General features: G+C 61.2%; 16 protein-coding genes. 6 read left to right on the top strand and 10 right to left on the bottom strand.

Features of this window, described 5'->3' with window-relative positions; all coding sequences use genetic code 11:
- The 3 genes from VIH17_04875 to VIH17_04865 all read left to right on the top strand — a co-directional run.
- Positions 1 to 610, top strand: a 610-nt coding sequence (locus VIH17_04875; protein HEY4682567.1) for a hypothetical protein, incomplete at its 5' end; no start/stop codon positions are given.
- 176 nt (positions 611 to 786) lie between these two features.
- Entirely contained in the window at positions 787 to 1,824 is a 1,038-nt protein-coding gene (locus tag VIH17_04870; protein HEY4682566.1) for a tetratricopeptide repeat protein, read from the top strand.
- Positions 1,825 to 1,956: 132 nt separating this feature from the next.
- The gene (locus VIH17_04865; GenBank protein ID HEY4682565.1) at positions 1,957 to 3,399 is read left to right on the top strand and encodes a trehalase family glycosidase; all 1,443 of its coding nucleotides are present in this window, start codon (positions 1,957 to 1,959) and stop codon (positions 3,397 to 3,399) included.
- Positions 3,400 to 3,438: 39 nt separating this feature from the next.
- Here the strand turns inward: VIH17_04865 and VIH17_04860 are convergent, their stop codons facing one another.
- Entirely contained in the window at positions 3,439 to 5,154 is a 1,716-nt protein-coding gene (locus VIH17_04860) for an alpha-glucosidase (protein HEY4682564.1), read from the bottom strand.
- Between the two features lie 443 nt (positions 5,155 to 5,597).
- On the opposite strand from VIH17_04860, the gene VIH17_04855 reads away from it, so the two are divergent.
- Positions 5,598 to 7,283 carry a sodium:solute symporter gene (locus VIH17_04855; protein ID HEY4682563.1) on the top strand — a complete coding sequence of 562 codons (1,686 nt, stop codon included), beginning with the start codon at positions 5,598 to 5,600 and terminating at the stop codon, positions 7,281 to 7,283.
- An 18-nt stretch (positions 7,284 to 7,301) separates the two neighbouring features.
- Entirely contained in the window at positions 7,302 to 7,847 is a 546-nt protein-coding gene (locus VIH17_04850; protein ID HEY4682562.1) for a hypothetical protein, read from the top strand.
- 48 nt (positions 7,848 to 7,895) lie between these two features.
- On the opposite strand, the gene VIH17_04845 is transcribed toward VIH17_04850, so the two are convergent.
- The 9 genes from VIH17_04845 to VIH17_04805 form a co-directional block, all read right to left on the bottom strand.
- Positions 7,896 to 10,328 carry a glycoside hydrolase family 31 protein gene (locus tag VIH17_04845; GenBank protein ID HEY4682561.1) on the bottom strand — a complete coding sequence of 811 codons (2,433 nt, stop codon included), beginning with the start codon at positions 10,326 to 10,328 and terminating at the stop codon, positions 7,896 to 7,898.
- 175 nt (positions 10,329 to 10,503) lie between these two features.
- Positions 10,504 to 11,916 (bottom strand): amidase, encoded by a 1,413-nt coding sequence (locus VIH17_04840; GenBank protein HEY4682560.1) that lies wholly within the window; start codon positions 11,914 to 11,916, stop codon positions 10,504 to 10,506.
- A gap of 272 nt (positions 11,917 to 12,188) precedes the next feature.
- The gene (locus tag VIH17_04835) at positions 12,189 to 12,788 is read right to left on the bottom strand and encodes an ERCC4 domain-containing protein (protein ID HEY4682559.1); all 600 of its coding nucleotides are present in this window, start codon (positions 12,786 to 12,788) and stop codon (positions 12,189 to 12,191) included.
- Positions 12,789 to 12,847: 59 nt separating this feature from the next.
- On the bottom strand, positions 12,848 to 15,622 hold the full coding sequence (locus VIH17_04830) for an Npt1/Npt2 family nucleotide transporter (protein HEY4682558.1): 2,775 nt from the start codon (positions 15,620 to 15,622) through the stop codon (positions 12,848 to 12,850).
- A gap of 108 nt (positions 15,623 to 15,730) precedes the next feature.
- The gene (locus VIH17_04825) at positions 15,731 to 17,395 is read right to left on the bottom strand and encodes a hypothetical protein (GenBank protein ID HEY4682557.1); all 1,665 of its coding nucleotides are present in this window, start codon (positions 17,393 to 17,395) and stop codon (positions 15,731 to 15,733) included.
- Positions 17,396 to 17,398: 3 nt separating this feature from the next.
- Complete coding sequence (locus VIH17_04820) at positions 17,399 to 18,547, bottom strand: BamA/TamA family outer membrane protein (GenBank protein ID HEY4682556.1); 1,149 nt, start codon at positions 18,545 to 18,547, stop codon at positions 17,399 to 17,401.
- A gap of 508 nt (positions 18,548 to 19,055) precedes the next feature.
- A complete protein-coding gene (locus VIH17_04815; GenBank protein HEY4682555.1) occupies positions 19,056 to 21,272 on the bottom strand; it encodes a metallophosphoesterase in 2,217 nt (738 codons plus the stop codon).
- Between the two features lie 63 nt (positions 21,273 to 21,335).
- Positions 21,336 to 23,159 (bottom strand): alkaline phosphatase family protein, encoded by a 1,824-nt coding sequence (locus VIH17_04810; protein HEY4682554.1) that lies wholly within the window; start codon positions 23,157 to 23,159, stop codon positions 21,336 to 21,338.
- 247 nt (positions 23,160 to 23,406) lie between these two features.
- Positions 23,407 to 23,811 carry a hypothetical protein gene (locus VIH17_04805; protein ID HEY4682553.1) on the bottom strand — a complete coding sequence of 135 codons (405 nt, stop codon included), beginning with the start codon at positions 23,809 to 23,811 and terminating at the stop codon, positions 23,407 to 23,409.
- Positions 23,812 to 24,363: 552 nt separating this feature from the next.
- Here VIH17_04805 and VIH17_04800 point away from each other — a divergent pair.
- A partial coding sequence (locus tag VIH17_04800; protein ID HEY4682552.1) for a cytochrome c maturation protein CcmE occupies positions 24,364 to 24,716 on the top strand: 353 nt, incomplete at its 3' end.

Genomic DNA, 24,716 nt, shown 5'->3' with positions numbered 1-24,716 from the left:
CATCTTCACCAACCTTTGGGAGCTACCGTTTGGCAAAGGCAAGCGGTTCTTGGGGGACGCTTCCACAGGGTTGGATTACCTGGTGGGGGGCTGGCAACTCAACACCATCACCAATTGGAGCACTGGTCTGCCATTCAGTTTCGGCTATAGGAACTGCAGCGCAGACATCGACACCGCGGCGGGTCCCTGTCGCCCCGACCAGCTTGCAGATGTCAGCTACGGTGACAAGAACCGCTGGTTTCCGATTGCCACTCTACCGCCCCTTCAACAGGGCCTGAACAGTGGAGAAACCTCCGGGCCATGGCGCCGGTCTCAGTTTGGCGAATTCGGGAACGCCGAGCGCAACTCGGGCCGCGGGCCCCAATTCTTTAACACCGACCTATCCGTCTTCAAGAACTTCACGATTACGGAGAGACTCCGCGGTCAGTTCCGCTTTGAGGTTTTCAATGTGTTCAACCATCTCAACCTGGGGACCCCGGGAGTCTTCTTCAGCGCGTTCGGGTTCGGGGGCAGCAGTTGCGTGGACTGCGACGCAACCAACGACGGCGTCATCAAGGCCGCGGGCGGAGCGATGCGCAACGTGCAGTGGGGCATCAGGCTCCACTTCTAGCTCAAAGCTCTACCAACGGCGAGATCAAAGGGAGCCCGGGTGGGCTCCCTTTTTGTTGCGGCGCGTTTTACGGATTGAAACTTGTCGGGCACCGGAAGTCACTCTCCCCACGATCCAATTTTTGGGCTAACCTTAGGGCATCGCTCAACAGACCCTGAGTCACGAGGTAAATCAAGATGGTGTCCAGACGCCTTGCTACGGGTAGCTCTTTGCTCCTGCTTTCTTTCATGACTTTCGTCCACGCCCGACCCCAGAGTGCTCCCTCTCAGGTTCAAGAGCGAGCGGAGGAAATCACGGTTGCGCGCGCCCTTATCGAACAGGGCAAGATTGATGAGGCCATCGCCCGCCTGAAAGAAATGGAACTCCGCGAGCCAAACCTCAAGGGAGTGGCGCGGGGCTTGGGGACCGCTTACTACAAGATGAGCAATTTCGCGCAAGCGCTTCCGTACCTGAAGCGGGCGGTGCAGGAGGACCCAAACGACAAAGAAGCTGTCCAGTTGCTTGGGCTTTCCTATTACCTCACCGGCAGACCGGCGGAAGCCATTCCGCTGCTGGAGAAGGTACGGTCCTGGTATCCGGTGGCCAATGTGGACGCTTCCTACGTCCTGGGCCTCTGCTACATTCAAACCAAGAACTACGCCCAAGCGAGGAAGGCTTTCGCGACCATGTTCAACGTCCCTGAAGATTCCGGGGCGAGTCATCTCTTCCTCGCCCGGATGCTTTTGCGGCAGGAATTCGACCCGGTGGCGGAGGAGCATGCTCAGAAGGCGGTCGCGCTCGACCCGAAACTTCCGCTGGCCCATTTTCTTCTGGGCGAACTCTACATGTACAAATCGAGAATTCCGGAAGCGATCGCTGAATTCGAGAAAGAGCTGGAGATCAACCGGGCGCACGCCGCCACCTACTACAAGCTGGCGGATGCGTACTCGCGTGTCATGAAATTTGAAGAGGCCGAAAGGCTTCTCCAGCGTTCCATTTGGCTGGACGCGACAGCCAGCGGGCCTTACGTTTTGATGGGCAAGGTGCTTTTGAAAAAGGGTGAGACGGAACTCGCCACCCGCATGCTGCAACGAGCGCTCAAGATGGATCCCAACAACTTTGTGGGTCACCACCTCCTGGGCCAGGCCTACCAAAAAATGGGGAAGACCGAGGAGGCGGAGCGCGAGCTCAAACTGGCCGAGCAGCTCCAAAAAGCTCAGACCGCCAATCCTTGACGGGCCATCGAAAGACTCGAACGTTTCGAGCGGGATCACCGCGACGAGGGCTCACATCGTAAGGCACGACCGGGGCAAATAACCTCTGCCCGGTAACCTCGTCTAACCATACTATTCGATAGGGAGGAACCGATGGGGAACGGATCGCGCTTTCCTTCGCTCTTCTTACAAGCCCGCTGGCTAGGCCCGGCCGTCTTGGTGACGTACTTCGCGCTCTTGGCACCTTCGCAATTGGCTGGCCAGGCTGCGACCACGACCGGGCCGGCCCCGGCAGGCAAGGCAGCTCACCAGCCCGCCCAGAACACTTTGGGCACTGGCGGGAAAGAGTCTTTGGCGGGCCAGCCGGGAGAATTGCTGGCCCAGCACGTGGGGAAACTCAAGCCGGCGCTGGTTCGCCCACCCGCCGGCATCTTGCGCTTTCCTTACTTGATCCCGAGTAACCCCGAAGCTGAGATCGCTGCCACTCGCGGCGACATCTATGCCCGGCGCGCCGAGTTGGGGATTCCTCTCGGCGTTTATCACCAACTGTTCGATTGGGACAGCTTTTTTGAAGGTGTCGCGTTCCTGCGGGATGGCAAGGGAGAGTACCTGCGAGATTCCGTCCGAAACTTTCTGGAACTGACGGCATCGAACGGCTATACCCCGCGCACCGTGGACCCCTCACGGATCTTTTATGCGCCCGAGCAGTGCAAGCCCTTCCTTGCCCAGGGCGCGTTTTTGGCAGCCAAGGCGCTCGGCGACTTCACATGGCTCGAAGGTCGTTATTACCAGAACTTGCGCCGCTTCCTCGACTACTGGGAGACCCATCGCCGTGGCCCGCATTTGCTCTTCCAGTGGCTGAGCGCGGTCGAAAGCGGGGTGGACAACCATCCCGCGGTGATGGGCTTGCCACCCAACTCGGTCGAAGCCGTGGACGCCAGTGTCTATATGTATCGCGAATATTTGGCGATGTCGTTGATCGCCGACCGGCTCGGCAAGGCCGAGGATTCTCAGAGTCACCGCGCCAAAGCCGACTTGCTTGCGCGCCAGATCAATCAACATCTTTGGTCTCCTGGGGAACAGATGTACTTCAATCTCGATACCGGCAGCGGTGAACTCATCAAGCTCGAAGCCTGGACGAACTTCCTGCCACTATGGGCGGGAATCGCCCCGCCCGAGCGAGCCAAGGCGATGATCGAAAAGCACCTGCTCCGGGCCGAGGCGTTTTGGGGCCAATACGGCGTTCCCTCGGTGTCACGGCAGGAGGTGATCTACAACCAGGCGCGCAAAGGGCTTTACGGAAGCTACGATCGCACCGTCTCCAACTGGCAGGGGCCTATCTGGGTGGTAGCCAACTACCTGGTCATGCACGGCCTGCTCAACTACGGCTATCAACAGCAAGCAGTCGAGTTGGCGCAGAAGATCGTGCGCTTGCTCGAGGATGACATCCGTCGCACCGGCGGCATGCACGAAAACTACGATGCCGAGACGGGCGCGGGACTGTGGTCACCTCACTTCGGTAGCTGGAACATTCTGGCGCCGCAGATGGTGGAAGAAGCTCAGGCCGGGAAAGACGCGACCCGGCTCGCCTTCTAGCCCATCATGGCTGGGCCGGACCTGGCCCGCCACGGCGGGCTACTTCGACAGCCGACCGACGTAAGCCTCAAAAGGTGAAAGCTCGAAGCCAATGAGATTCCGGAATTTCTTCCTGTCCGGCGTGCTGCCAAGCAAGGTCCTCACCTTCTCTGCCGGAAGCCCATAGCGGGTCAAGTCGAAGTCCACTTTTTGCGGGCTCGAAGACATGTTGAGCACCACCAGCACCGTCTCCGTCGAAGCCTTGCGCAGGTAGGAAAGCACATCAGGGTTGTTCTCGTTCAAGACCACGTACTCGCCATCCAGCAAGGCGGGACTGCGGCGGCGTAAGGCAATCAACTTCCGGTAAAAGTTGAGGATGGAATGGGGGTCCTTGTCCTGGGTGGCGACGTTGTGACGGGGATAACTCGGCGCGACGGGCAGCCACGGCGCCGCCTGGCTGAAGCCGGCATGGGGCTTGTCTTCCCACTGCATGGGTGTCCGCTCGCCGTCACGCCCCTTGTAATTCGGCCAGAAGAGCTTTCCGATTGGATCCTTCACGTCCTCCTTGGTCTTGGGGTCGTTATTCTCCATCCCGATCTCTTCCCCATAGTAAAGCTGGGGAGTGCCCCGCAGGGTCAGCAGAAGGGTGGCGGTAAGTTTGGCGACGGCGTAGTTGTTCTTGCCATCTCCATAGCGGACGTAGTGCCGGTCAAGGTCGTGGTTGCTGAGGAGATACATGGGCCAACCGCCGGCCGGGTTCCTGTCCCAGGCGGCAATGTGCTTGCGAAATTCAGCGGGGGAGAGTTTACTGGTGTTGGTGAAGAAGAAGTTCATGGGCAACTGAATCTCGTCCAGATTCCTGCCAAAGAAGCGAGACAGATCCGGCACATCCTTGCCCGATGTCTCGCCAATGAGCACGCGGTCATCATAAGTGTCCACAAGTTTCCGCAGATCGCGCAAGATATCATGAACTTCCGGCAGGCCGGTGTTGTACTTGTACTCCTGGTTCGGATCGCCGACCCAGTTGATCCCGGGGGCCATGGGGTTGTCCGGGAGGGCGGGATCCTCAAACATGGTAGCGATGGCATCGAGGCGGAACCCTGCCACGCCGCGGTCAAGCCAGAAGCGGACGACGTCGAACATGGCATTCTTAGCTTCCGGGTTGCGCCAGTTCAAGTCCGGCTGTTCGGCGTAGAAGAAGTGGTAGTAATAGTGGCCGGTTTGCGGATCAAACTTCCAGGCCGATCCGCCGAAGATGGACTGCCAGTTGTTCGGCGGTCGCGAATCTTTGCCGTCCCGCCAGAGGTACCAGTCGCGATGCTTGGCAGTGCGCGACAAGCGTGAGTCCGTAAACCAGGGGTGCTTGTCAGAAGTGTGGTTCAGGACCAAGTCCATGATGATGCGTATTTTCCGCTTCTTGGCCTCCGCCACCAGCCGGTCGAAATCTTGGAGCGTTCCGTACTCGGGATTGATGTTCCGATAGTCGGAAATATCGTAGCCGAAGTCCACCTGCGGGGACGGATAGCAGGGCGTCAGCCAGATCGCATCCACGCCAAGTGACTTCAGATAGTCCAATTTCGCGGTGATACCATTCAAATCGCCGATCCCGTCGTTATTGCTGTCGGCAAAGCTGCGCGGGTAGATCTCATAGACGACGGCGTGATGCCACCAGGAATGCCCCTGGGCGTCGAGGGGGGTTCCGCCGGCCCGGACAAGACCAGCCGGAACAAGAACGCATGCAATCGCGACGATGACAGAGAGAATTCTTTTGCGCATGGCATCACCCTTCCAGTTTCCAACGTCTCGAATTTCCTGGGGGAACCCTCAGACCATTTAACCCGGGCGCAGCCATCATAGCACGAATACGCTCGGAGGCGTTGAGCCAGCGGCCAGTGCGCGCTCTCGCGGGAAGAAAACCCCGAAGGTTCGAGACAAGGAGAAAGAGAAAAAACCGCCGGCCATCGTCCACGGCGAGGGCTTCCGGAAAGCCGAATCAAAACACAGAACCGTTGAGATTAACGGACGGCTGTTATAGAGTTCAACTTTCCGTTTGGCGGACAAGCACACAAAAATCAAGGTTGGAGGGCCCGGAGGGTGACCATCGGCCTAGCCTTCTACGGCACGTTTGACGGCTGTCGCAGCTCTTCGGGGGATCGTTGTGCCTGATGTCCGCTTGCAGGATCGGCAGATTCGAAGCATTTGAAGCATAGGAGGAACCGATGCTCCTCGCCGCGGCAACGGCAGTGACGCACAGGGCCCTGGCGCCGGTGGATGTCGGCATCATTGCCTTTTATTTCGTGATTGTCTTCGCCATCGGCTTCTATTTCTCGCGACGGGAACGAACCTCGGAGGACTACTTCCTGGCCAGCCGCAATGTCGGCTGGTTCGCCATCGGCGCTTCGCTCTTCGTCTCGAACATTTCCACCGAGCACTTTATTGGGCTGGCAGGTTCCGGTGCGACCTCGGGACTGGCGGTTGGCCACTTCGAGTGGCTGGCCTGCATCATCGTGCTTATCCTCGGTTGGGTCTTCGTACCCTTCTACCTGCGCTCCAATGTCTTCACCATGCCCGAATTTTTGGAACGCCGGTTCAACCGCCAGTGCAGCATTTATCTGGCCAGCATCTCGATTCTTGCCTACATCTTTACGAAGATCTCCGTGCATCTTTATGCGGCGGCCGTAGTGTTGGAACGCGTTGTGGGCTGGAACCCGCTGACCGCGGCTGTCATCCTTGTTGTGGCGACGGGGATTTACACCATTGCCGGGGGGCTGGCGGCAGTGATCTACACCGACCTGGTGCAAACGCTCATCCTCATCGCGGGCGCTGTCGTGCTCACCTTGATCGGCCTGGATAAAGTCGGTGGCTTTGCCGGCTTGAGGGCGGCGGTCCCACCTGACTATTTCCACATGATCAAAGCCATCGATCACCCCGAATTTCCGTGGACCGGTATTTTCCTGGGCGCCCCCATTCTCGGCATCTGGTACTGGTGTACCGACCAGGTGATGGTGCAGCGAGTCCTCTCCGGCAAAGACGAAGGACATGCCCGAGCCGGCACCATCTTTGCCGGCTTTCTTAAGATTCTCCCGGTATTCATCCTGGTGTTGCCGGGCTTGATCGCCTTCGGCCTGTTTCCCCAACTGTTCACGGTTGAGAACGGCCGGGTGACCAATGGCGACATCGCCTACCCGACGCTGATCGTGAACCTGCTGCCGATTGGCCTGGTCGGGTTGATGATCGCGGCGTTGCTGGCAGCGTTGATGGGGGCAATGAGTGCGGTGTTCAACTCGGCGTCCACGTTGGTTACGCTCGATTTCTATAAGAAGCTGCGTCCCGACGCCACCGAACGGCAACTGGTCACCTTCGGCCGCGCCGCAACCGGCGTTATGGTGCTGCTGGGAATTCTCTGGGTGCCGTTCATCAAGCTGCTCAGTTCGCAACTCTACATTTATCTTCAGAGCGTGCAGGCTTACATTAGCCCGCCCATCGCCGTCTGCTTCATCTTCGGGATCCTCTGGCCGCGGCTGAACGGCACCGGCGCCATTAGCTCGCTGCTGGTGGGCTTCGTGCTGGGGGCGGTGCGTTTCGTGTTCGAAGTGTGGGACAAGAGCGCTCACTTCACCTCGCCGGCAATCCGCTGGCTGGTGGGCATGAACTTCCTCCACTACGCAATCCTGATGTTCGTGATTTGCTCCGGCATTCTGTTTCTCGTAAGCCTGACAACCCCCGCGCCCGATCGTAGAAGGTTGGCCGGTCTCACCTTTGCCACTGTCAACGATAAGCTTGACACGACCCTTGTGCCGGGCCACAAGCTCGCTCGGGAAACGAGGCTCGAGCATCGCCTGAACGTGATTTTCACCGCCTTGTTGTTGGCCACAGTAATCGGCTTGTGGATCTACTTCCGATAGGGCGGAAGGAGCTGGCCCATGGTCACCGTCCATAGCCTGAAGCCAAACGTCAACCGGGCGGAGGCGATCGAGAAACTCCGCGGGGGGATTGCCGGCCTGGTGCGGTGGGTTCAGAGCGGGGCGTTGCGCTCGGTCGCAGATGTGCATGTTCCGTACCGTCTCTACCAGGTGGAGATTTCTAACGCGGCAAGCCGTCAAACGTCGTGGTTTGCCCTGGATGCGGTGAGTGGGTCGCTCGATCTTTACCAGTTCGACCGCATGCCCGATGAAGCCGAGCTGGTGCAGGTTGAAACTCGCAATCGGCCAGAGCCGGTGCTCGAGGATGGTCAGGCGCTCCGCCTGCTCGAGGACAAGCTCCGGCGCGTCATCTTCCACACTGGCTTCTTCCGTATCCGCGGTTTGCGTATTCGCGCAGAGCTCGTTTCACTGGATCTCCACATCCCATACTGGATCGGATTTTTCGGCTCAGGTGAATCTGTACGCCTCCGTGTGATCGACGCAGTGCGCCGCCGCTTCGAAGGCGCCAAAGCTCGTGCCTTCTTCGAAAGCTGGTTAAGGGGCTAGCACCCAATCCAGTCCCGAGCCGGAGCTGGGTGGGCGGCGCTTGCGTGCCTAAAAGCTAAGGCGGATTTCCCATCCTGTGGACGAATCGGGCAAGGCCAGCGTCACAGTTTTCTGCTCCGCGTTGTAGCTCCAGTCGGTGACGCTCCTTCCGCCCGCGCCCACTTCTTTCGGAGCTTTCTCGACACCGAAGATTTCGACGCGGACATTTTTCCACCAGGGCTTGTAGTTACCCTTGTGGGCGGAACTGATGATGGCCAGCGAATCGGCTGCTGGCTGGCAGGTGTAGGCCACGCGCAGAGTTTCACCGCGCGTGTAGGCAAACGTCTTGCCGTCGTCGAGGTAGAGCGAACCCCCGCACTCACTCCCGGGGTAAACGCGCAACTGCAGAGGTCCAGTTGGCACCTCGTCAGTGTGCTGCACAACCGGCTGCTGCGGCAGGATGGCACCGGCCCTGACGTACAGCGGCACAAGGTCGAGCGGCGGATTGATCTCCAGGGCACGGCCACTCCGGTACTTCTTTCCGGTCCAGTAGTCGTACCACTCGCCGGGAGGCAGGTTCACGTCATAGGCGTCAAGCATCTCGAACACTTTGGGGGCCACCAGCAGGTCGCGCCCGAAGAGGAATGCGCGATCCTCGCCGTAAAACTCTCGCGCCTCCGGGTATTCGAGGAAAATGGGACGCATCAGCGGAATGCCGGTGCGCGTGGTCTCCTCGAAGTTCGTGTAGATGTAGGGCAGCAACTGATAGCGCAGCTCAATGTAGCGCCGCCGGATGGCTTCATGCTCCGGGCCGTGCACCCAGGGTTCCTGGTCAGCGCTTCCCTTCATCGTGTGGTTGCGGAACATGGGGGTGAACACGCCGAGAGCGATCCAGCGCGTGAGCAGGTCCGCGGGAGGGCTGCCCCAGAACCCGCCGATGTCCACACCGACGAAGGGGTAGCCGGAAACGCCCAGACTCAGCAGATTGGGCACGGTCAACCGTAGATGGTTCCACGAACTCGTGTTGTCACCCGTCCACGAGGCGGCGTACCGCTGCGTCCCGGCATAGGCGGCGCGCGTCAGCACGAATGGCCGTTCATCCGACCGCAGCCGCCGCAGGCCCTCAAAGGTTGCCCGGGCATTCAGCATCCCATAGACGTTGTGGATGGCGCGGTGGTCCTTCGTAATTCCGCCGTCCAGGCGGTGCATGGTGTCGAGCGGCATGGTTTTGTCGGCGCGCTCAAAGATGGCCGGCTCGTTCATATCGTTCCAGAAACCGCGAATGCCCATGTTGACGAAGTCTTTGTAAAGCGTGCCCCACCATTCGCGGGTTTTCGTGAGCGTGAAATCCGGAAACACGCTGTCTCCCGGCCAGACTTTCCCCACGTAGGCGGAACCGTCAGGGTTTTTCACGAAGTGGTCGCCGGCCATCCCCTGATCGTAGGGCGCATAGCCAGGCTCTTGCTTGATGTGCAGGTCGGTGATGGCGATAACCTTGAACCCCTGCGCGCCGAGGTCGCGGATCATCCCTTCAAAATTGGGGAAGCGTTGACGGTCGATGGTGAAAGGACGGTTGCCCTCCTGGTAGTCGATGTCAAGATAGACCACGTCGGCGGGGATTTTCTTCTCTCGAAATGTCCGCGCAACCTCGCGCACGCGCGCTTCGGGATAGTAGCTATAGCGGCACTGCTGATAGCCGAGCGTCCAGAGCGGCGGCAGCGGCGTGTTCCCGATAAGGGTGCTGAAGTCCTCGAGCACCTTCTTGGGGTGCGGGCCGTAGAAGAAGTAGTAGTTCAGCTCTCCGCCTTCGGCCCCAAAGGAGTAGAGAGCCTCAGATTCTTTCCCGAAATCAAAGCTGCTGCGGTAGGTGTTGTCGAAGAAGAGGCCGTAGGCGACGCCGCGCCGCAGGCCCAGGAAAAAGGGGATTGATTTGTAGAGCGGGTCGGTGGACTCCTGCCATCCAAAGGCGTCAGTGTTCCACATCGTGTAGGTCTGGTTGCGCCGGTTAAGCGGCCCGGCTTTGTCGCCCAGGCCGTAGTAGAACTCCTCCGGCGGCATCGTCTTCCAGACACGCACCTGGCCCTGGTTCCAGCCCATGGGCCGGTGCGGGAAGTCCTGCTGGATGACGTTTCCGGCTGCGTCCAGAAAGGAAATCAGCAGGGGCGACTTTTGAATGCGCGCGCGAAGGCGCGAGGTGACCACTTCGATCGCCTTTGCAGAATCCTTCACGGTTACGTGCGGAGCCGGCGAGCTCGAGGGCACGACCGCCCAAGAAAAATCAGCCGGGAAAGAGCCCTCCGGCGCCAGCCGCACACGAATCACTGATTCGCTGATCGCCACCACCCACACCCGCGCCTGCCCGGCTTGCAACTGCAATCCGTTGGGCTTGACCTCGATGCCGGTCACCGCACCCACATGCTGCCAGCCACTTGGAAAAGCCGGCAGGGAGACTACGGCGACTGCCAGAATCGCACCAAGCAGATAACGGTTAGCTTTCCTCATGGAATGCCTCTCCAGTTTTTTGAGCTCCGTGGCCCCACACCACCCACTTGATCACCGAGTTCAGGCCGTGGAGTCGCCACCCTCGGTTCGAATGCCGATGTTGGTTCCGGCCTCCATGGCTTTCTCCTTTCCCCGCCAGAATGTCTCACCGCGAGGTTCAGTCAATCGCCGCGCCTCAGAGCGGCGGCTTCTGCCAGCCTCCGCACGCCTGCTCGATCCTCGCCGCCACTGCCAGCACGACTTCTTCTTCCCAGGGCCGGCCAACCACTTGCACGCCGATGGGCAGCTCTTCCGGCGACCGCCCTACAGGAACCACCGCCGCCGGATTGCCCGTGAGGTTGAACCACTGTGTATAACGCATGGCATCGAGATAATTGACGGTTTGCCCGTCAATCATCCAGGCGCGCTCACCGTGGCGGAATGCCGGAATGGCACAGACCGGGCAAAGCAGGATCGGGAACTTCTGCATCTGCTCCAGCAAACGGGTGCGGCATTGGTCGCGCTCTATCAAGGCATTGAGGAGGCAATCCAGTGTCAGCGGAGGCTCTGCTGCTACCATCGCGACAAACTCCCGCAGAATCGGACTCAGCTCGGACTCGTGACCTGCGAGGATTGGCCCGAGCACCAGCCCACCAGCGAGGCCGAAGAGCGTCCACCAGAGCTGTCGGGCGTGCTCAAGGCCCTCGGGACGAAACGGCTCGACTTCAAGCCCTTGCTGCTCGAGTGCCTTGGCTGCGGCGCGGACGGCGGCCCGCGTTTCGGGTGTAACAGTGGTCTCGCCGTCATCCTCAAAGTAACCGATGCGCAGCCGACGTACCTCGTCCTCACTCGCCGGCCGGAATGGCACGGGCGCCGAACAAACGTCGCCCTCGTCCGGCCCCGCCATGACCTTCAGAAGAGCTTCCAGGTCGCGCACCCTGCGCGCCATGGGTCCGACCACACCGAGCCCTGCGAATGGTCCGACGCAAGGGGGGAAGTGGCCCGTCGCCGGAATGCGGCCGGGTGTGGGCTTCAACCCGCAAATGCCGCTGAAATGCGCCGGAACGCGAATGGAACCGCCGCCATCACTGCCCACGCCTGCCGCAGAGCAGCCCGCAGCAATCGCTGCCGCTTCGCCTCCGCTTGAGCCGCCGGGTGTGCGCGTCAGGTCCCACGGATTATTCGTCCTGCCGTGCAGAACATTGTCCGTCTCGTAGGCCATCAGCATCTCGGGCACGTTCGTGTTCGCCAGGATGATGGCACCGGCTGCTTTCAGTCGCGCCACCAGCGGAGCGTCCTTCTCAGGCACGCATCCAGCGCGCAGCTTTGTCCCTGCTTCACACCGGAGCCCGGCAACGTCAATCGAACTTTTGATCGTCACCGGCACGCCGTGCAGCGGCCCCAGCCGCTCGCCGCGCATCACCGCCTGCTCGGCTGCCAGCGCCTGCTCCAGCGCGCGATCCCGCTCGAGATGCACCATCGCATTCAATTGTGGATGCAGCTTTTCGGCCCGATCCAGGTGGGCTCGAACAAGTTCCACCGGAGAAATTCTTTTGCTGCGGATCATTTGCGCCATTTCGATGGCGGCCAGGTACGTCAGGTCGCTCACAGCTTTGTCTCCGGGAGGTGCTGACCGGCGAGTATAACATGCGGTGTGGGAGCCGCGACTGATGCCTCGAATCCCGGTGTGGCGCAGCTCAGAGCTGGCGCAACTGCGGAAACGCCCGGTGGTCTGCGCATCACTATAGATCTAATGTGAAGGTTGTGCCTCCTCCGGACCGGCAGCGATGGGCATCGGTCGCCGTATTGGAGTGCGTCGGCTAGCCGCCGCTTTCCAAAGCGGGAGCAAGCTCCCGCACTCCAAGTCGTGCTTTAGAAGCATTACAGATCATCGTCGGCGAGGAACCGGCCATAGTCGTTGCTCTCCAGCCAATGGTAAAGAAAAACCTGATACAAATACGAGGCAACAATCTCTTCGCCCAATTCATGGGTCTCTACGCAGAGAAACGGCACCTGCAGCCCCGCCAAGACGGCAATGAGCGACTGGGTGATTTGGTTGGGGCTGACGCGGCTATAGGAATAGGGCGACTTGACCTGACTCAGGGCGGCGGTGATCACCAACAAGCGTTGCCGGTATTGGCTCATTTGCCGGAGCCGGTCGATGAACAAGGGCCGCCCGACGGTGAAGGAGTGAACCAAGTCAGAAAGGTCTTTCCGCTCCACGGCACAAATCTCTTCCAATCCGGCGACCGAGTAGTCGCCCAGCTTCAACGGCTTTTTCTCCACGCCCTTAAACCAGCCACGAAAGCGAGCGAAAGAGAATGGATTCTGCTCGCGGGTGTCAACAATGACCACCGGCCGCGGGGTACGGAGCTCGGTTCCACCACGCTCAGCGATCACCGGTTGTACGGGATGCGGCACGGGAGCGGCAGTCATCTGCCACTCAAGAGGAGAGGTGATCAGTGTGCGGCGCCTTTTCATGCGGTGGCTCGCGGGCTGCTGATTTCGAATTCGATTCTCCGTGTTCTACAGCTTGAAGGTCAGGCGGGGGCGGCTTTCGACAGCGTTCCCAGGCGCAGCTTGGCCTGCCTAGCCGTTTCGCGGAGCAGCGGGTCAGGATGGTTCAGGCAGTTATCCAATTCCCGCTCGAGCGACCTCAAGCCGAGGGTGCCGATGGCGTGCGCCCCGCACGATTTGAGCCAGGGGTCTTCGCTCGATACCAGCGCGGCTACTGCCTCTTCGCGGGTCTCGACTTTCGCGCCCACCAGCCGGTTGGCCAGCCGGACTCGTTCGGCGGCGCTCACCCCACTATCCAGCAACGGCAGGAGCACATTGCGGAGCTGCGGCTTCAGGATGTTGTCCAGCAACTCCAGCGCGTTGGCGTGCACCACCGCGTTGTCTGATTGCACTCCGAAATAGGCGCTGTGCAGGTCGTAGCGGGTATAGAGAAGCCCGAGCAGCCGGAAGATGCGCTCCACTTCCTGGTTCATGGACTCGCGCAGGCCACGGGCGACCGGCTCGTCGCTCTCCAGGTTTGCGCCCAGGGTTCCCAAGATCTGGTAAGAGCGGTAGTGGCCCAGGATTTCCGCGGCCAGCACCGTTTCGATCATCTGCCCGTCGAGTCCGAATTCCGGGTGGAGCTGGTGGAGCTTGTTCAGCGACGAAATGATCCGGAAGCGCAGGGTAGTGTCGCTTTCGAGCAAGTTCTCGACCAGGACGCGCTCGGCGGCCGGGGTGCCTATGCGCACGAGCGCGCCGGGGATCTCCCGCCGAACCTCGATGGGCACGGCCGGGTCGGTCAGGTGGTCGCGCACTGTGCCCACAATTCGATCGCCGAATTTGGCTAGCGCCTCGGCGACATGGGTTGCCAGTTGCGGGTCCGTCAGCCAGGCAAGCACACGCGGGATGAAGCGGCGCTTGCGCAAAGTACCCACAGCGCAAATGGCCTGTCGGGCCACTTCGACGTCCGGATCGGCCAGCAACCGGCGGAGCTCATGATCGAAATGGTCGGGCAGCACGCAGATGAGCCGGGCTGCTTCCAGGCGTGCTCGCTGCCCTTCCGGCCCGCTCTGCTCCACCATAGCGTCGAGGAGCATCCGGGCGGCTTCGAGGTTTTGCGCCTCCCCGGGCCGGGCCAGGAAGGCCACGATGGCCGAGCGGATGGAAAAGTCGCCGAAGTTGCCCAGCTCCTCGATACGGGCGAGCGGATCGATGCGGGCATGATGGGTGAGGTAGAGCAGGGCCTCGGTGCGGACCTCCAGGTGGGGGTCGTGCAGCAGTAGGTCGATCTGCGGCAGAACCGTTTTGTCGCCCGCTGCCGTCAGGATGGAGATGGCCTTTTGGCGGACTTCGGGCGCGGGATGGTTGAGCAGGTCGCGCACAGCCGGATGCGCCGCCACTTTATGGCTCAATTCTAACAGGCTCAGTGCATAAAGAATCTGTTTGGGGTCGGCAGCACGCAGGTTGGCGACCAGAATCTCCGTAGTGGAACGGTCCAGCACCGGCGCCAAGGACCTCTCGGCGTCGAGCCGGTGCTGGTGGATGGATTCTCGCAGGGTGGCCACGTACTCTCGGCGCGCTATCAGAGCGGCCGTCAGCCAGCCCAGGATCAACACCAGGTTGACCCAGCTCACCTGGCGGGCCTGCCAGCCCTGATAGGTCGCAAAGACCAACACGGCCACGGCGGCCAGGCCGTCTCCCATCCGCCAGATCACCGTATCAATGAACGATTTCACCTGGACTTTCACATTTGCCGGCACGGGCAAATAGAGCAGCTCGACCGTGGACTTGTCGATCGAATACTGCAAGACGTTGATGCCGCCCCTCAGCCCGATGGCGGCCAAGAGCGTGCCCCAGACGAGCACGCCGACCGAGCCAAGCAGCAACGCCACCGGCACAACGAACAGCGCCGGGCCCAGGCCGAAACGCCGCAGCACGCGCGAGGTGAGCAGCAACTGTACGAGCAAGCCGGCCAGCCCGGCGTAGAAATAGAAATCTCCAAAGAAGGCCGCGAGTTCATTCTTGGGGGGAATGAATTGTTTGGCGATGGCCTTGAATTGCCAGCCCGCCACGCTGGTCACGATCGAGGCCATCAAAATGAGGCCAGCAATCGTCTGCAGGTACGGCGAGGACCACACCAGCCGCAAGCTCTCGCGCAGGTTCTGTGGTCCCGCCTCGCTGGTCGCCTGCGCCGGCTCCTCTATCTCCACCAGGGTGGCCTGCCTCTGCCGCCAGATCAACAAGACCAACCCGGCGCAAATCACGATGGCTATCGCCATTGCGAACAACAGGCTTTCGGTGCCGAACCTGGGGGCAACGGCATTGGCGAACTTCCCGCCGAAGATCGCGCCCGAAATGGCACCGCTCCCGACCAGCCCGAACACCCGCTTGGCTTCGCGCGTGGTCAGCACATAGTTGGCCAGCGTCCACACCTGCGCCACCGCCAAGACTCCGAAGATGCCCACCCAGACGTAGATCACCGGGTAAAGCCAAGAGGGCTGGTGGTAGTGAGCCAACCACCAGAACAAGAGGCAGTTGGCAGCGAAAAAGAGCAAACTTCCCGAGAGCAGGTTGCGCAAGCCGGTGCGTCGCCCGGCGCGAATGTATCCGGCCACCACAAATCCCACGAGCAGGGCGATGGCAATGTCGGCATAGGGCAGTTGCACCGCCTTAAACTTGTCCAGGAAGAGCGCATCGCGGGTGACTCTGGCCACGATGTAGCTGGCCATGATCAGGAACAGGTAGGCGAACAAAAGGGCGCCACGGCCCAGGTCTCCACGCTGGAGATTCAGCAGCCGTTCAATGAACCGTGTCATGGGCCGGGAAACTCCCTCCTGTTTGATGCCAACAGCGGGTTCAGGCTTCGCCCTTACGATGCTCGGGCCCGCGGACCAGGCCTGCCGCACGGTACTTGCTACTGCCCTTCATTTGTCCGCCCGGACCCAACCTAAAATGCGGAGCCTTCTCTCTTCCTCGCCGAGGTGAATGGCAACGGCCGGCGACCACGGGCTGTGCTTTCGATCTCGCACCTGAACTTCGACTACCTGGACACCACGGGGTTCCGTCGCACCCAGCGGCACCGCCAAGCGCGCCTCCTGTGACAACTCCTGCCAGGGGGTTCTCCGCTCATCGCGCAGCACACGATAACGATAGACTCGCTCCGCAGGCGTCGCAAACCCGTGTCTTGCCACCAGGTCGTCGAACGGCAACACGGGTGGCCGACCGGCATCCGCCACCACCCGAAAATTGTCCACTCCGCCGGCCCGAGTGAACCAATATCGGCCGATCTTGTCTCGCCGCTCCATCAAGATACGCGACAGGTAATCGGCCGCGGCCGGGTCGCTGTATTCGGCGGTGTCAACGGCGGCGCGAATCTGTTCGTCGGTAAACGACATGACGATTTTCGCGGCCCAGTAAGCGTCAGCCGAGGTCATGTTTTCGAAAGCGATGATCGGATAATTCGGTTTCCATCGCCCGGGATGAAACATCTCGGACTCGATGTAACCAATGGACTTGTAGAGGATGGTGCGGCGGTGGCCCCAGGGACGATTGTGCGCGCCCAGCGACAAAAAGGCTTTCGAAATTTCCCCCGCGTCCAGGATGTACTCGAATCCGACGCGGTCGGTATTGGGAAAGAGTGTCTCTGAGCCAAGCGCCGATCCGAAGTCAATCAGGTAGTGGCGCAGGAAGCGGCGTCCATCCTGGGTCACGTACATGTCCAGCGTATTCTGTTCGCGGATGTCGTTGTCGTTCAGCCACGAGGCGATCACGCGCAGCCCGCGCAATTCCCGGCGATGCTCGTGCGGGATCCAATCATTCGGATCATCTTGGCGCAGGCCATAGTAGCGGAAAGGGCCTTGGGGTTTGCCCGAGAGCCACTTGCTGGCCAGCGCGCGCACCGTTCCGTCCGGGAGGCGAGGAACCTTGGAGAGCACGTCGTCGAGATCCTTTGCCGTCATGCGCCGCTCGGCGCCGCGCCAGTCCACAACCGTGGCGTCCGGCGCAATCTGCAGGATCTCGGGGCGGAACCGGACAATGTAGTTCTCCGGCGTGTTGTATCCGCTCGCATGGTAGAGCTTGGTGGCAACGACTTCGGCCCCGCTGGCCATCTCCGGGTAATCGGGCGGGTCAAACTTGATGCCGTATCGCTGTCCGCGCGCATCCCTGATCCTGAAGCCGGGCGTGATGCCGGAAGTCTTGCGGGAAACAATCCACGGACCCTGGGGGTCGGGCCCGTCGGGGGTATTCGACCCGCGCTTGATTTCCTCGAGGCTCATGGGCCGGCGCCCGTTGCGGTTGGTGAACCAGCTCGAATCGGGCACCTGATCCACCGCGTTCGCGTTCGCGGCCGGTCTCTTCCGCACATGGCGCGGGATATCGAAGGCTTGCTTGGCCTGCTGGAAAAATGTGGCGTCGAAAAAGTCGTAATACTGGCTGTTCCTCCGGACCTTCGGTTCCGGAATATCGTTCATGTCGAAATCTAATTCGATGGGCGGCCCGGGCGACGGCTTCTGGCGCGCCACCGCGGGCGACGGAGCGGCCACGGTTCCGATCAGCCAAATGGCCAGCAGCGCTCGAAAAGGTTTCATCCTTTAGAACTCCGGGCTGAAGGTAAAGTAGAAACGCCAGCCCTCGCTCGACCGGCCCACATCGAAACGAAGCGCGACGCCGCGGAGGCTCTTCACGCGCAATCCGGCGCCGTAGCCGGTACGGAAGCGCTCGAAAGAAAAATCACCCGGCTCGCGCGCCACCTGGCCCTGATCGGTGAAGAGCACGAAGTCAACGAACTTCCAAACCTGATGGCGATATTCAATGTTCACGAGCAGCGCATTGGCGTCGTAGAAGCGGAACTCACGAAAGCCGCGCATGGTGCGGCTACCGCCCAGGTAGGGCAGCAAGTAGAAAGGAATCTGCCCGGCGTCGCGCTCCTGGCGGAAGTCAGCCACCAGGCGCACGGCCAGCGTCCTCCTTCTTCCCAGGGGCACGTAGCCGTCCGCCACCAGGCCATAGTCGTAAAAATCAAAATTGTCTGAATTCAGTGAATCCACCCAATAAAAACGCCCCCGCCAGCGGAACCCCTTCTTCGGGTCGAGCGGGTTATCGAGCGCGGTGTACATGGCGGAGAAGCCGTAGCGCAACAGCGAAGAGCCGCGGGCAAGCCCGGCCAAGATCGGGAACTTCTGCTCGGTCGAAGGGAATCGGTCGTCTTCCCCGCCGGAGACGTTTGTGTTGGTGTAACGGACGCCGAAATCGAAGCGGGCACGCCCGCCGATTTCGGTTCCGATCACGGCGCCAGCGTTACGATCCTGCAGCTTGTAATTGGTCCTATCGTTCTCAAACGACCCGTCGCCCAGGCCGAAGAAATCTTCTTGTGGCCGCGAACGATACTGCGTGGCCAGATCGAGGAAGAGCTTGCGGTCGCGGAGGAGCGAGAAACCGAGCATCGTTCCAAACTGTTGATAGTTGTTGGTGGAGTACCGCAGGGGCATTTCGAAACGAATCCTGCGGTGCAGGAAATCGTCGTCAAAGATTCTTATGCCCAGGGCGAACCCGGTTCCCGTACCCATCCCGCCAGTCAGCGGCTGCAGGTGGTGCTGCTGGAGCCAGTACTGCCAATAGTTCAATTTTTGTCGGAGGTTGTGTTCTTCGAGCGCCAGCAGTCCCTTTTCGAGTCCCTTGCCCAGTCCGATGAGCGGATAGAGAGGCACGCGGACAATTTTCCTTGCCGTGCCCGATTCCATCCGGCCATCCACAATGCGCCCAGGAGGCGCTGCGGCGGAAGTGGCATCCGGGGCGTTCGCTGGTGGAACTGCCTGGACAGTTGCCGGCGCCCCGGTAGCTTTCTCCGGCACCTCCTGGGCAAAGGCAACAGGTAAGTTTGCGAATAGGGCAACCAGAAGAAGCGCGAATGCCCCTGTTTCCCTAGTCATGGCAACCGCCCAGCGGTCCAAGCTGCGGCGCCGTTGCGCCTACGTTCCAGAATGTGGAATTGTTTGCCAACCCTACTCCAGTCTAACCAGATAGGCAATCAAATGCTTGAGGGAGCGATGGGGATGGGCCGTTGGCCGGCGGCTGGAAGAATCGGCTGACACTGACGGTAACTCCTTGCAGCTAAAAGCGGCCGTGGGACCTCGCCAAGCCAAAGCTGGCCGCGCCAGGGCCGAAAAGAACATTCTATTGGGTAAGATGGAGCGGGGTTCTTTTCACAAGCGGGGCGACGGGAGTCAGGAAGGCCGGCCCGGCTCCAGACTATTCAAACGTGAAGAGCACCTGCTGCTGGCCACGCTCGGCGATGAGCTTTTGGATGTGCTCGACCAGCTTCTTCCGCCGCTTGAGCAGCGCCTCGATTTCGGGCGAGCGGAGATATTTCTTGCAATGCTGCCTTGCGGCCTCCTCGTCGAGCGTCCGCAGTCTTTCCCAGAGGTTGCGTTCGCACTGGACAATCCCTTTGGGCTCCTTCAGATCGGTATGGCGACGGAAGGCACGCGTGTGGTCAATCAGCCACAGCTTCCAGTCGGTAGTGAACAGGATATTGCCCTGGTTGCGGTCGGTGTTGTAAACAAGGTTGTCGAAGACCCGCATCACCTGCACCTGCTGGTTCCAGCGCGTTAAGTCGGGCGGGGAGATTTTCCTCTTCTGCCTAATGGTCTCGGTCATGGCGTTCTCGACCCAGATTTGGAGCGATCCGCTGGTGCCGTGAACCCTCCGCTCCACCACTGGCGGCACGTTATCCAGCCCCAGCAACCGGCTGAGTTCGTAGGCCGCGCACTCGAAGATGAAGCTGTCGCGGAAGAACATCTCCGTTTGTCCACTGGCCAAGGTGGTGACAGTTTTCTCCTCGTTTATGTCGCGGAAGATGGCGTGCATCCGGATCCCGTCTTTCTCCAGCAACACTTTCCGGGGATGCGTGATCCCTTGGCTGATCTCTTTCATCTTGATCACTTTGGCGGTGCGCAGGAACTCGAGCACCTCTTCGTCGCTAATGAAGGGCAGCGGCTCGCCGTCCGGCCCCAGCCACACCCGCCCCGATACAACCGGGGCCGGCACCGGCGTGACGGGTGGCGCAGCGCGCGACGGCTCCTGCAGCTCGCCCCGATACCATCGGGGCTCGTACGCCGATCCGCCGCCGGGGAGTTCCGCAGCCGCATGAAAGCTCGCCATGCTCGATGGCCACCCGCCGCCGCGGGTGGCCCCGCGGTCGAGCAGCACGCTACGCTGGTCGAGGTAGATCGCCGTGAACTTGCCGTTCTGGATCTCCAGCGCCGACGCCCGGCCTCCCTGGTAGTAGCTCGCCAGCATCCCCGTATCGATCAGGAATACCTTTCCGCCGAAGCGGGCCTGGATCCGCCCGTCAAGTTGGGGCGTGTGGCCCACCACGAAATGGGCTGCGCCATAGCTTCCGAGCAGGTTCGCCACGTGCGATGCGCCCTCTTCTTCCGGCCACTGCGCGAAACCGCGGAACCACAGCGGCCCCTCCGGGTGGATACTCAACCAGTTCGGGTAGCCCAGGAAATCCTCCAGCATCTTGAGGTGTTGCTTCTCTTGTGCGGATGGCTCAGCGGTCTTGCCCTCCTTGGCCGCCTCCGCTGCCTTTTGGACCGCTTCCGCCTTGCGGGCCTCCAGCTCCGCTTGTGCCGCGGCAGTCATCTCTTCGAGGGTAAAAAACGGCAGGATCAGCTTCTGTGCCACCAGATACTCTTTATATGCATCGAAGGCCTTGATCTCGTCCTTGATCCGCTGACCGATCGCCTCCACTTTCCAGGACGCCAGTTGCGGGCTGATGCCGCCGTGGAGGAAGACCCCGTCACTCATCCGGACGACGGCCGGGCGCTCCCGCAGCCACCGGCCGTATTTCTTCTCCGGCCCGAAGGCTTCCCGGTGTTCCACGAAGCCAGGCGGGTGCGCCTCCATCCAGGCCTTTTCCATCGCCGGCGTGAATACCGGCGGCGGTTGTTTCCGGGCCTGGGCGCGCCACTGGCGCCATTCCACGTAGGCCTGGTAGGCGGCCTTCCGGCGGATCTCCGATTTCCTGTCCGCAAAACCGGCATAATTCTCGGGCGTCACGTAGCGCAGGTCGCCGATGAGGTTCATCATTTCGTGGTTGCCCAGCAGGACAACGACACGCCCGCCTTTCTTCGGCGCCTGCTTTTCCAGCGTCCCCAGCAGGTCCATCACTTCGCGGACCCTGGGGCCGCGGTCGAGGAAGTCTCCCGTCTGCACCAACGTGGCATTCCGGCCCGTCCAACGGTGCTTCGAGTCAATCAACCCCGCCTGCTGAAGGATGGCCACTAATGCGTCGAAGTCGCCGTGGATGTCCCCCACGGCCAAGACGCGCTCACCGCCGCTGCGGTCAGCCGCCGCTCGGAGACGGCTGGCGGGCAAGACCACGGCCAGCACAACCAGCAGCCCAACAACACACCTGCCGATATGTTTTCGAGAAAAGCGAGCGAACAGCTTGGTCATCATAGTGCGCCGAGTTTAGCACGAAGAGGATTAACTGGATTGTCTCGAGCTGGGAGCCGCGGGCCCCTACTGCTGCGGCGAGTGGCTTTCCGCCGGTGGCCGAGCGACGAGCGCCTCGGCAAGCACGCGGCCGTCGGTTCGAGCCAGCGTGATCCCGCACAGAAAGGCCAGTGTGGGTGCGATATCGGCTGGGGTCGCCGGCACCAGATATTCTCCCGGCTTGATCCCCCGGCCCATCAGAATCAACGGCACGCGCGCATCGTAGGCGTAGGCCGTGCCATGGGTGGCGGCGGGGCCGGGGGGCAGTTCTTCTGAAGCAAGCACGAAAAACCAGTACGGTTTCGGCACGACGATGAGGTCGCCGCTCCGACCGGGGTAGTAGCTCAGGGCCGCCGCGCGCGCAACCCGGTCGCCGGTGTCCCGCAGGTCGCCGAGCTCGTCGCCGCGAAACACCCGCCACACGCCGGGCACAGCGAGGATCGCATCCATGGCGACTTGCATGGCTGCGGAATCGGCGGCCAGCTTCTGGTACACGCCCGGCGCGAAATAGAAGTCCGTGTACAGCATGCGCGCCACGTGCTTGCCCGCCAAAGACCCCTTGGAAATACTGTCGGATTGGTTTTGGGCGGGCTTGCCCGGAGCGAAGAGCGGCTCGAGCGCTTGCTCGACGCGTTCCACGACCTGGTTGGTCACGATTCGGCCTGCGTCCAATCCCTCCCTTGACATCTGCTCGGGGATCGGGGCTACCCCGTGATCGGCCGATAGCGCCACCACATAGTTCCCCGGTCCGACAGCGCGATCCAGGTGTGAGAGCAGAGCGCCGACCGTGGCATCCAGCCGCACGAGCATGTCCTGCACCTCGTGGCTGCGCGGACCGAAGTCGTGGCCGACAAAGTCGAGCGCGGAAAAGCCTACCCCGAGGAAGTCGGTGCCGCGGCCTTTGCCGAGGCCGAGCGCGTCCACCGCGGCCTGCGCCATCCGGCCCAGGTAGGCATCCGAGAACGGGCTCTCCACCCACGCCTCATAAAAGCCAATGTCCGGCTTGCCCGCCAAAGACTCACTGGGAATACCGGTCGCTTGGTTCTGGGCGGGCTCGTTGCTCTGGCCCTTGAGCCCATGCGGAAAAATCGCGGTCCAGCCTGGCGGGGGTTTTTCGTCAGCCGCGTTGTCCTCGAACAGGTAAGCGCGATCGGGCAGCGTGCGGCTCCAGGACTTCCCAAAATCCTTTTCCACGGGATGCGCTTGCAGAAACTTTTCCAGGAAGGACACCGGCGAAGTTGTGTAGGCCAACGAGGTGACCCAGGATCCTGCTCCCGTATCGAACCAGGTGACCACGTCGGCGCGCTGACCGGCAAGCATGATCGCACTGCGCGGTTTGAGCGAGAGGATGACGATGCGCGAAGACGGGCCCATCTGCGCGCGCAGTTCGTCGGCGAACGTGGGGACGGCAAGGCGAACGGGGCTGTGGCCGCCTTTCGCCGCCGCGCTGTAGCTGATGACTTGACTCCGCGGATCTTCCGTGCAGCCTCGCCCTTTTCCCGATTCGCGATCCCACCAGGCATTCAACACCATGCCGTGCGTGGCCGGGAAAGTGCCGGTGGAAATCGTGGCGTGCCCGGCGCAGGTGACTGTGCTCAGGTACGGGTAGGCGGCTTGCCGGAACCAGGCGCCGCCGTCGATCAGCCGGCGCAAGCCGCCGGTCCACTGGTGTTGGAACTTGTCGATGTAGTCGGCCCGCATCTGGTCAACCACCAGCAAGACGACCAGCTTCGGCCGAGCCCGCGACGGCCACGGCTGCGCCGCCCCGATGTATCGGGGCGCCGGAGCCAAGCCGGGAACCAGCAGGGCGGCGCACATCCACCACGCCACCCGTTTTTGCTGGAAGTTCATTTGCCAAACCACCCCCTGGTCGAGGCGCAGTCTAACATGAACCTGTCGAGCTTGGATTGAAGTCGCGAGCCCCCAGGCTTGGTCCCCGAGGCTGGAGCCTCGGGGCTCGGTGCGGAGGAGAATTTTGTTGCTGCGCATCGAAGAGGAACGGGGCGCCGCCGCTCGCTTCCCGGCCCAATCCCCTAGCGCGCGCAAAAAATATAGGGCAACTCACAACCCTGAGTTGCCCTACGATTTCAAATCCTGGCTACTTCTTGGTGTATTCGGCCATCTGCGCTTTTTTCATCTGCTCCCATTTGGCGAACTGCTCGGAAGTCAGAATGCGCTGATAGCCAGCGTGCTTCTTCGACTTTAGCTCCGACTTGGCGTTAGCGAATTCGGCTTGCTTGGCGGAGATGGTGGCCGCGTCGGGGGTCGAACTGGCCTTCAGGCGCTCGAGTTCCTTGTACAGGGTATCGGTCTTGGCCATCAGGGGTTCAAGCTCGGTGTAGAGAGTCTCGAGCTGGGTCACTTGTTGGGGGGAGAGGCTGAGTTCGGTCCGCATCTTCTCAACCGCAGCCGCCTTGTCCCACTTGCCTTTCACTCCCCCGGCAAATACGAGGGCGACGGCGAGCAGAACCAGGCAAATCGTGGCGACGAAATTCTTTCTCATGCAATCCTCCTCAGGCAAAATGAAACACTTTGAAGGGTACTTCCATTATAAAGGCAAAAGGTTACAGCAAAGTAAAAAGATGTAAAGAGTTTGTACCCGCTGAATGGTGGCTGGCTCGGCCGATGTGTCCCATGGGCAGGGGTATGTAGCACGTTGGGGGGGGTGTGTCCAGGGGAATTTAGGACACAGTTTGGAATTGTGTCCAGCGGGTAGAAGGGCGAATTTTTTCGCGCTTTTTGGGGGTGGCTTGGAGGGCATTACGGCCGCGCGGGGCCGCTGGGGGGTGCGTGGATTGCGGCCCGGATGGGTGTGGGGGCCGTAGCCGGCGCGGGGGCATCAGCGAGCGGCGAGAGTAGCCGAGTGGAGTGCCCCGGCCGAGCTAGGTCTTGCGGCGTGGGTGCAGGATGCGGTGGACGGCGAACCGCTTGCTCCGCGCCTCACTCTAATCTAGAATCATCCTAAATCTTGAGACTAGGCAGCAAGAGGGAAGCGCCGCCCGGGAGGGAGTGCCGTCCCGAGGCTGCCGGCAGGCAGGGCAAGGATGAGCGAACCATGATGAAACCAAAAACAAAATTTCTGGTGGGTGGAGGAATAATCGTCGCGGTGGTGGTGTGGCTGGGGCTTGCCGGCGTGCGCGAGAGCAAAACCTACTACGTCACCATCGCGGAATTGCAGGCGGGGGATTCGGCTGCCTTCAGCAAGCGGCTGCGGGTGGCGGGCGACGTCGTGAACGGCTCCATCCGGCGCGATGGCAAAAAGGTCTCCTTCCAATTGAAACAGGCGGAGCATCTCTTGCCGGTCGTCTATGTCGGCACCGAACCACTACCGGACACGTTTGTGGACGGGGCGCAGGCGATCGCCGAGGGCCGGTATCAGCCCGATCACGTTTTTGTCGCCAAACATAT

It is taken from the genome of Candidatus Acidiferrales bacterium (genome assembly GCA_036514995.1).
Taxonomy (GTDB): Bacteria; Acidobacteriota; Terriglobia; order Acidiferrales; family DATBWB01; genus DATBWB01.
The sequence above is the reverse complement of the archived record's forward strand: the minus strand, read 5'-3'. Positions and strand labels throughout refer to the sequence as shown.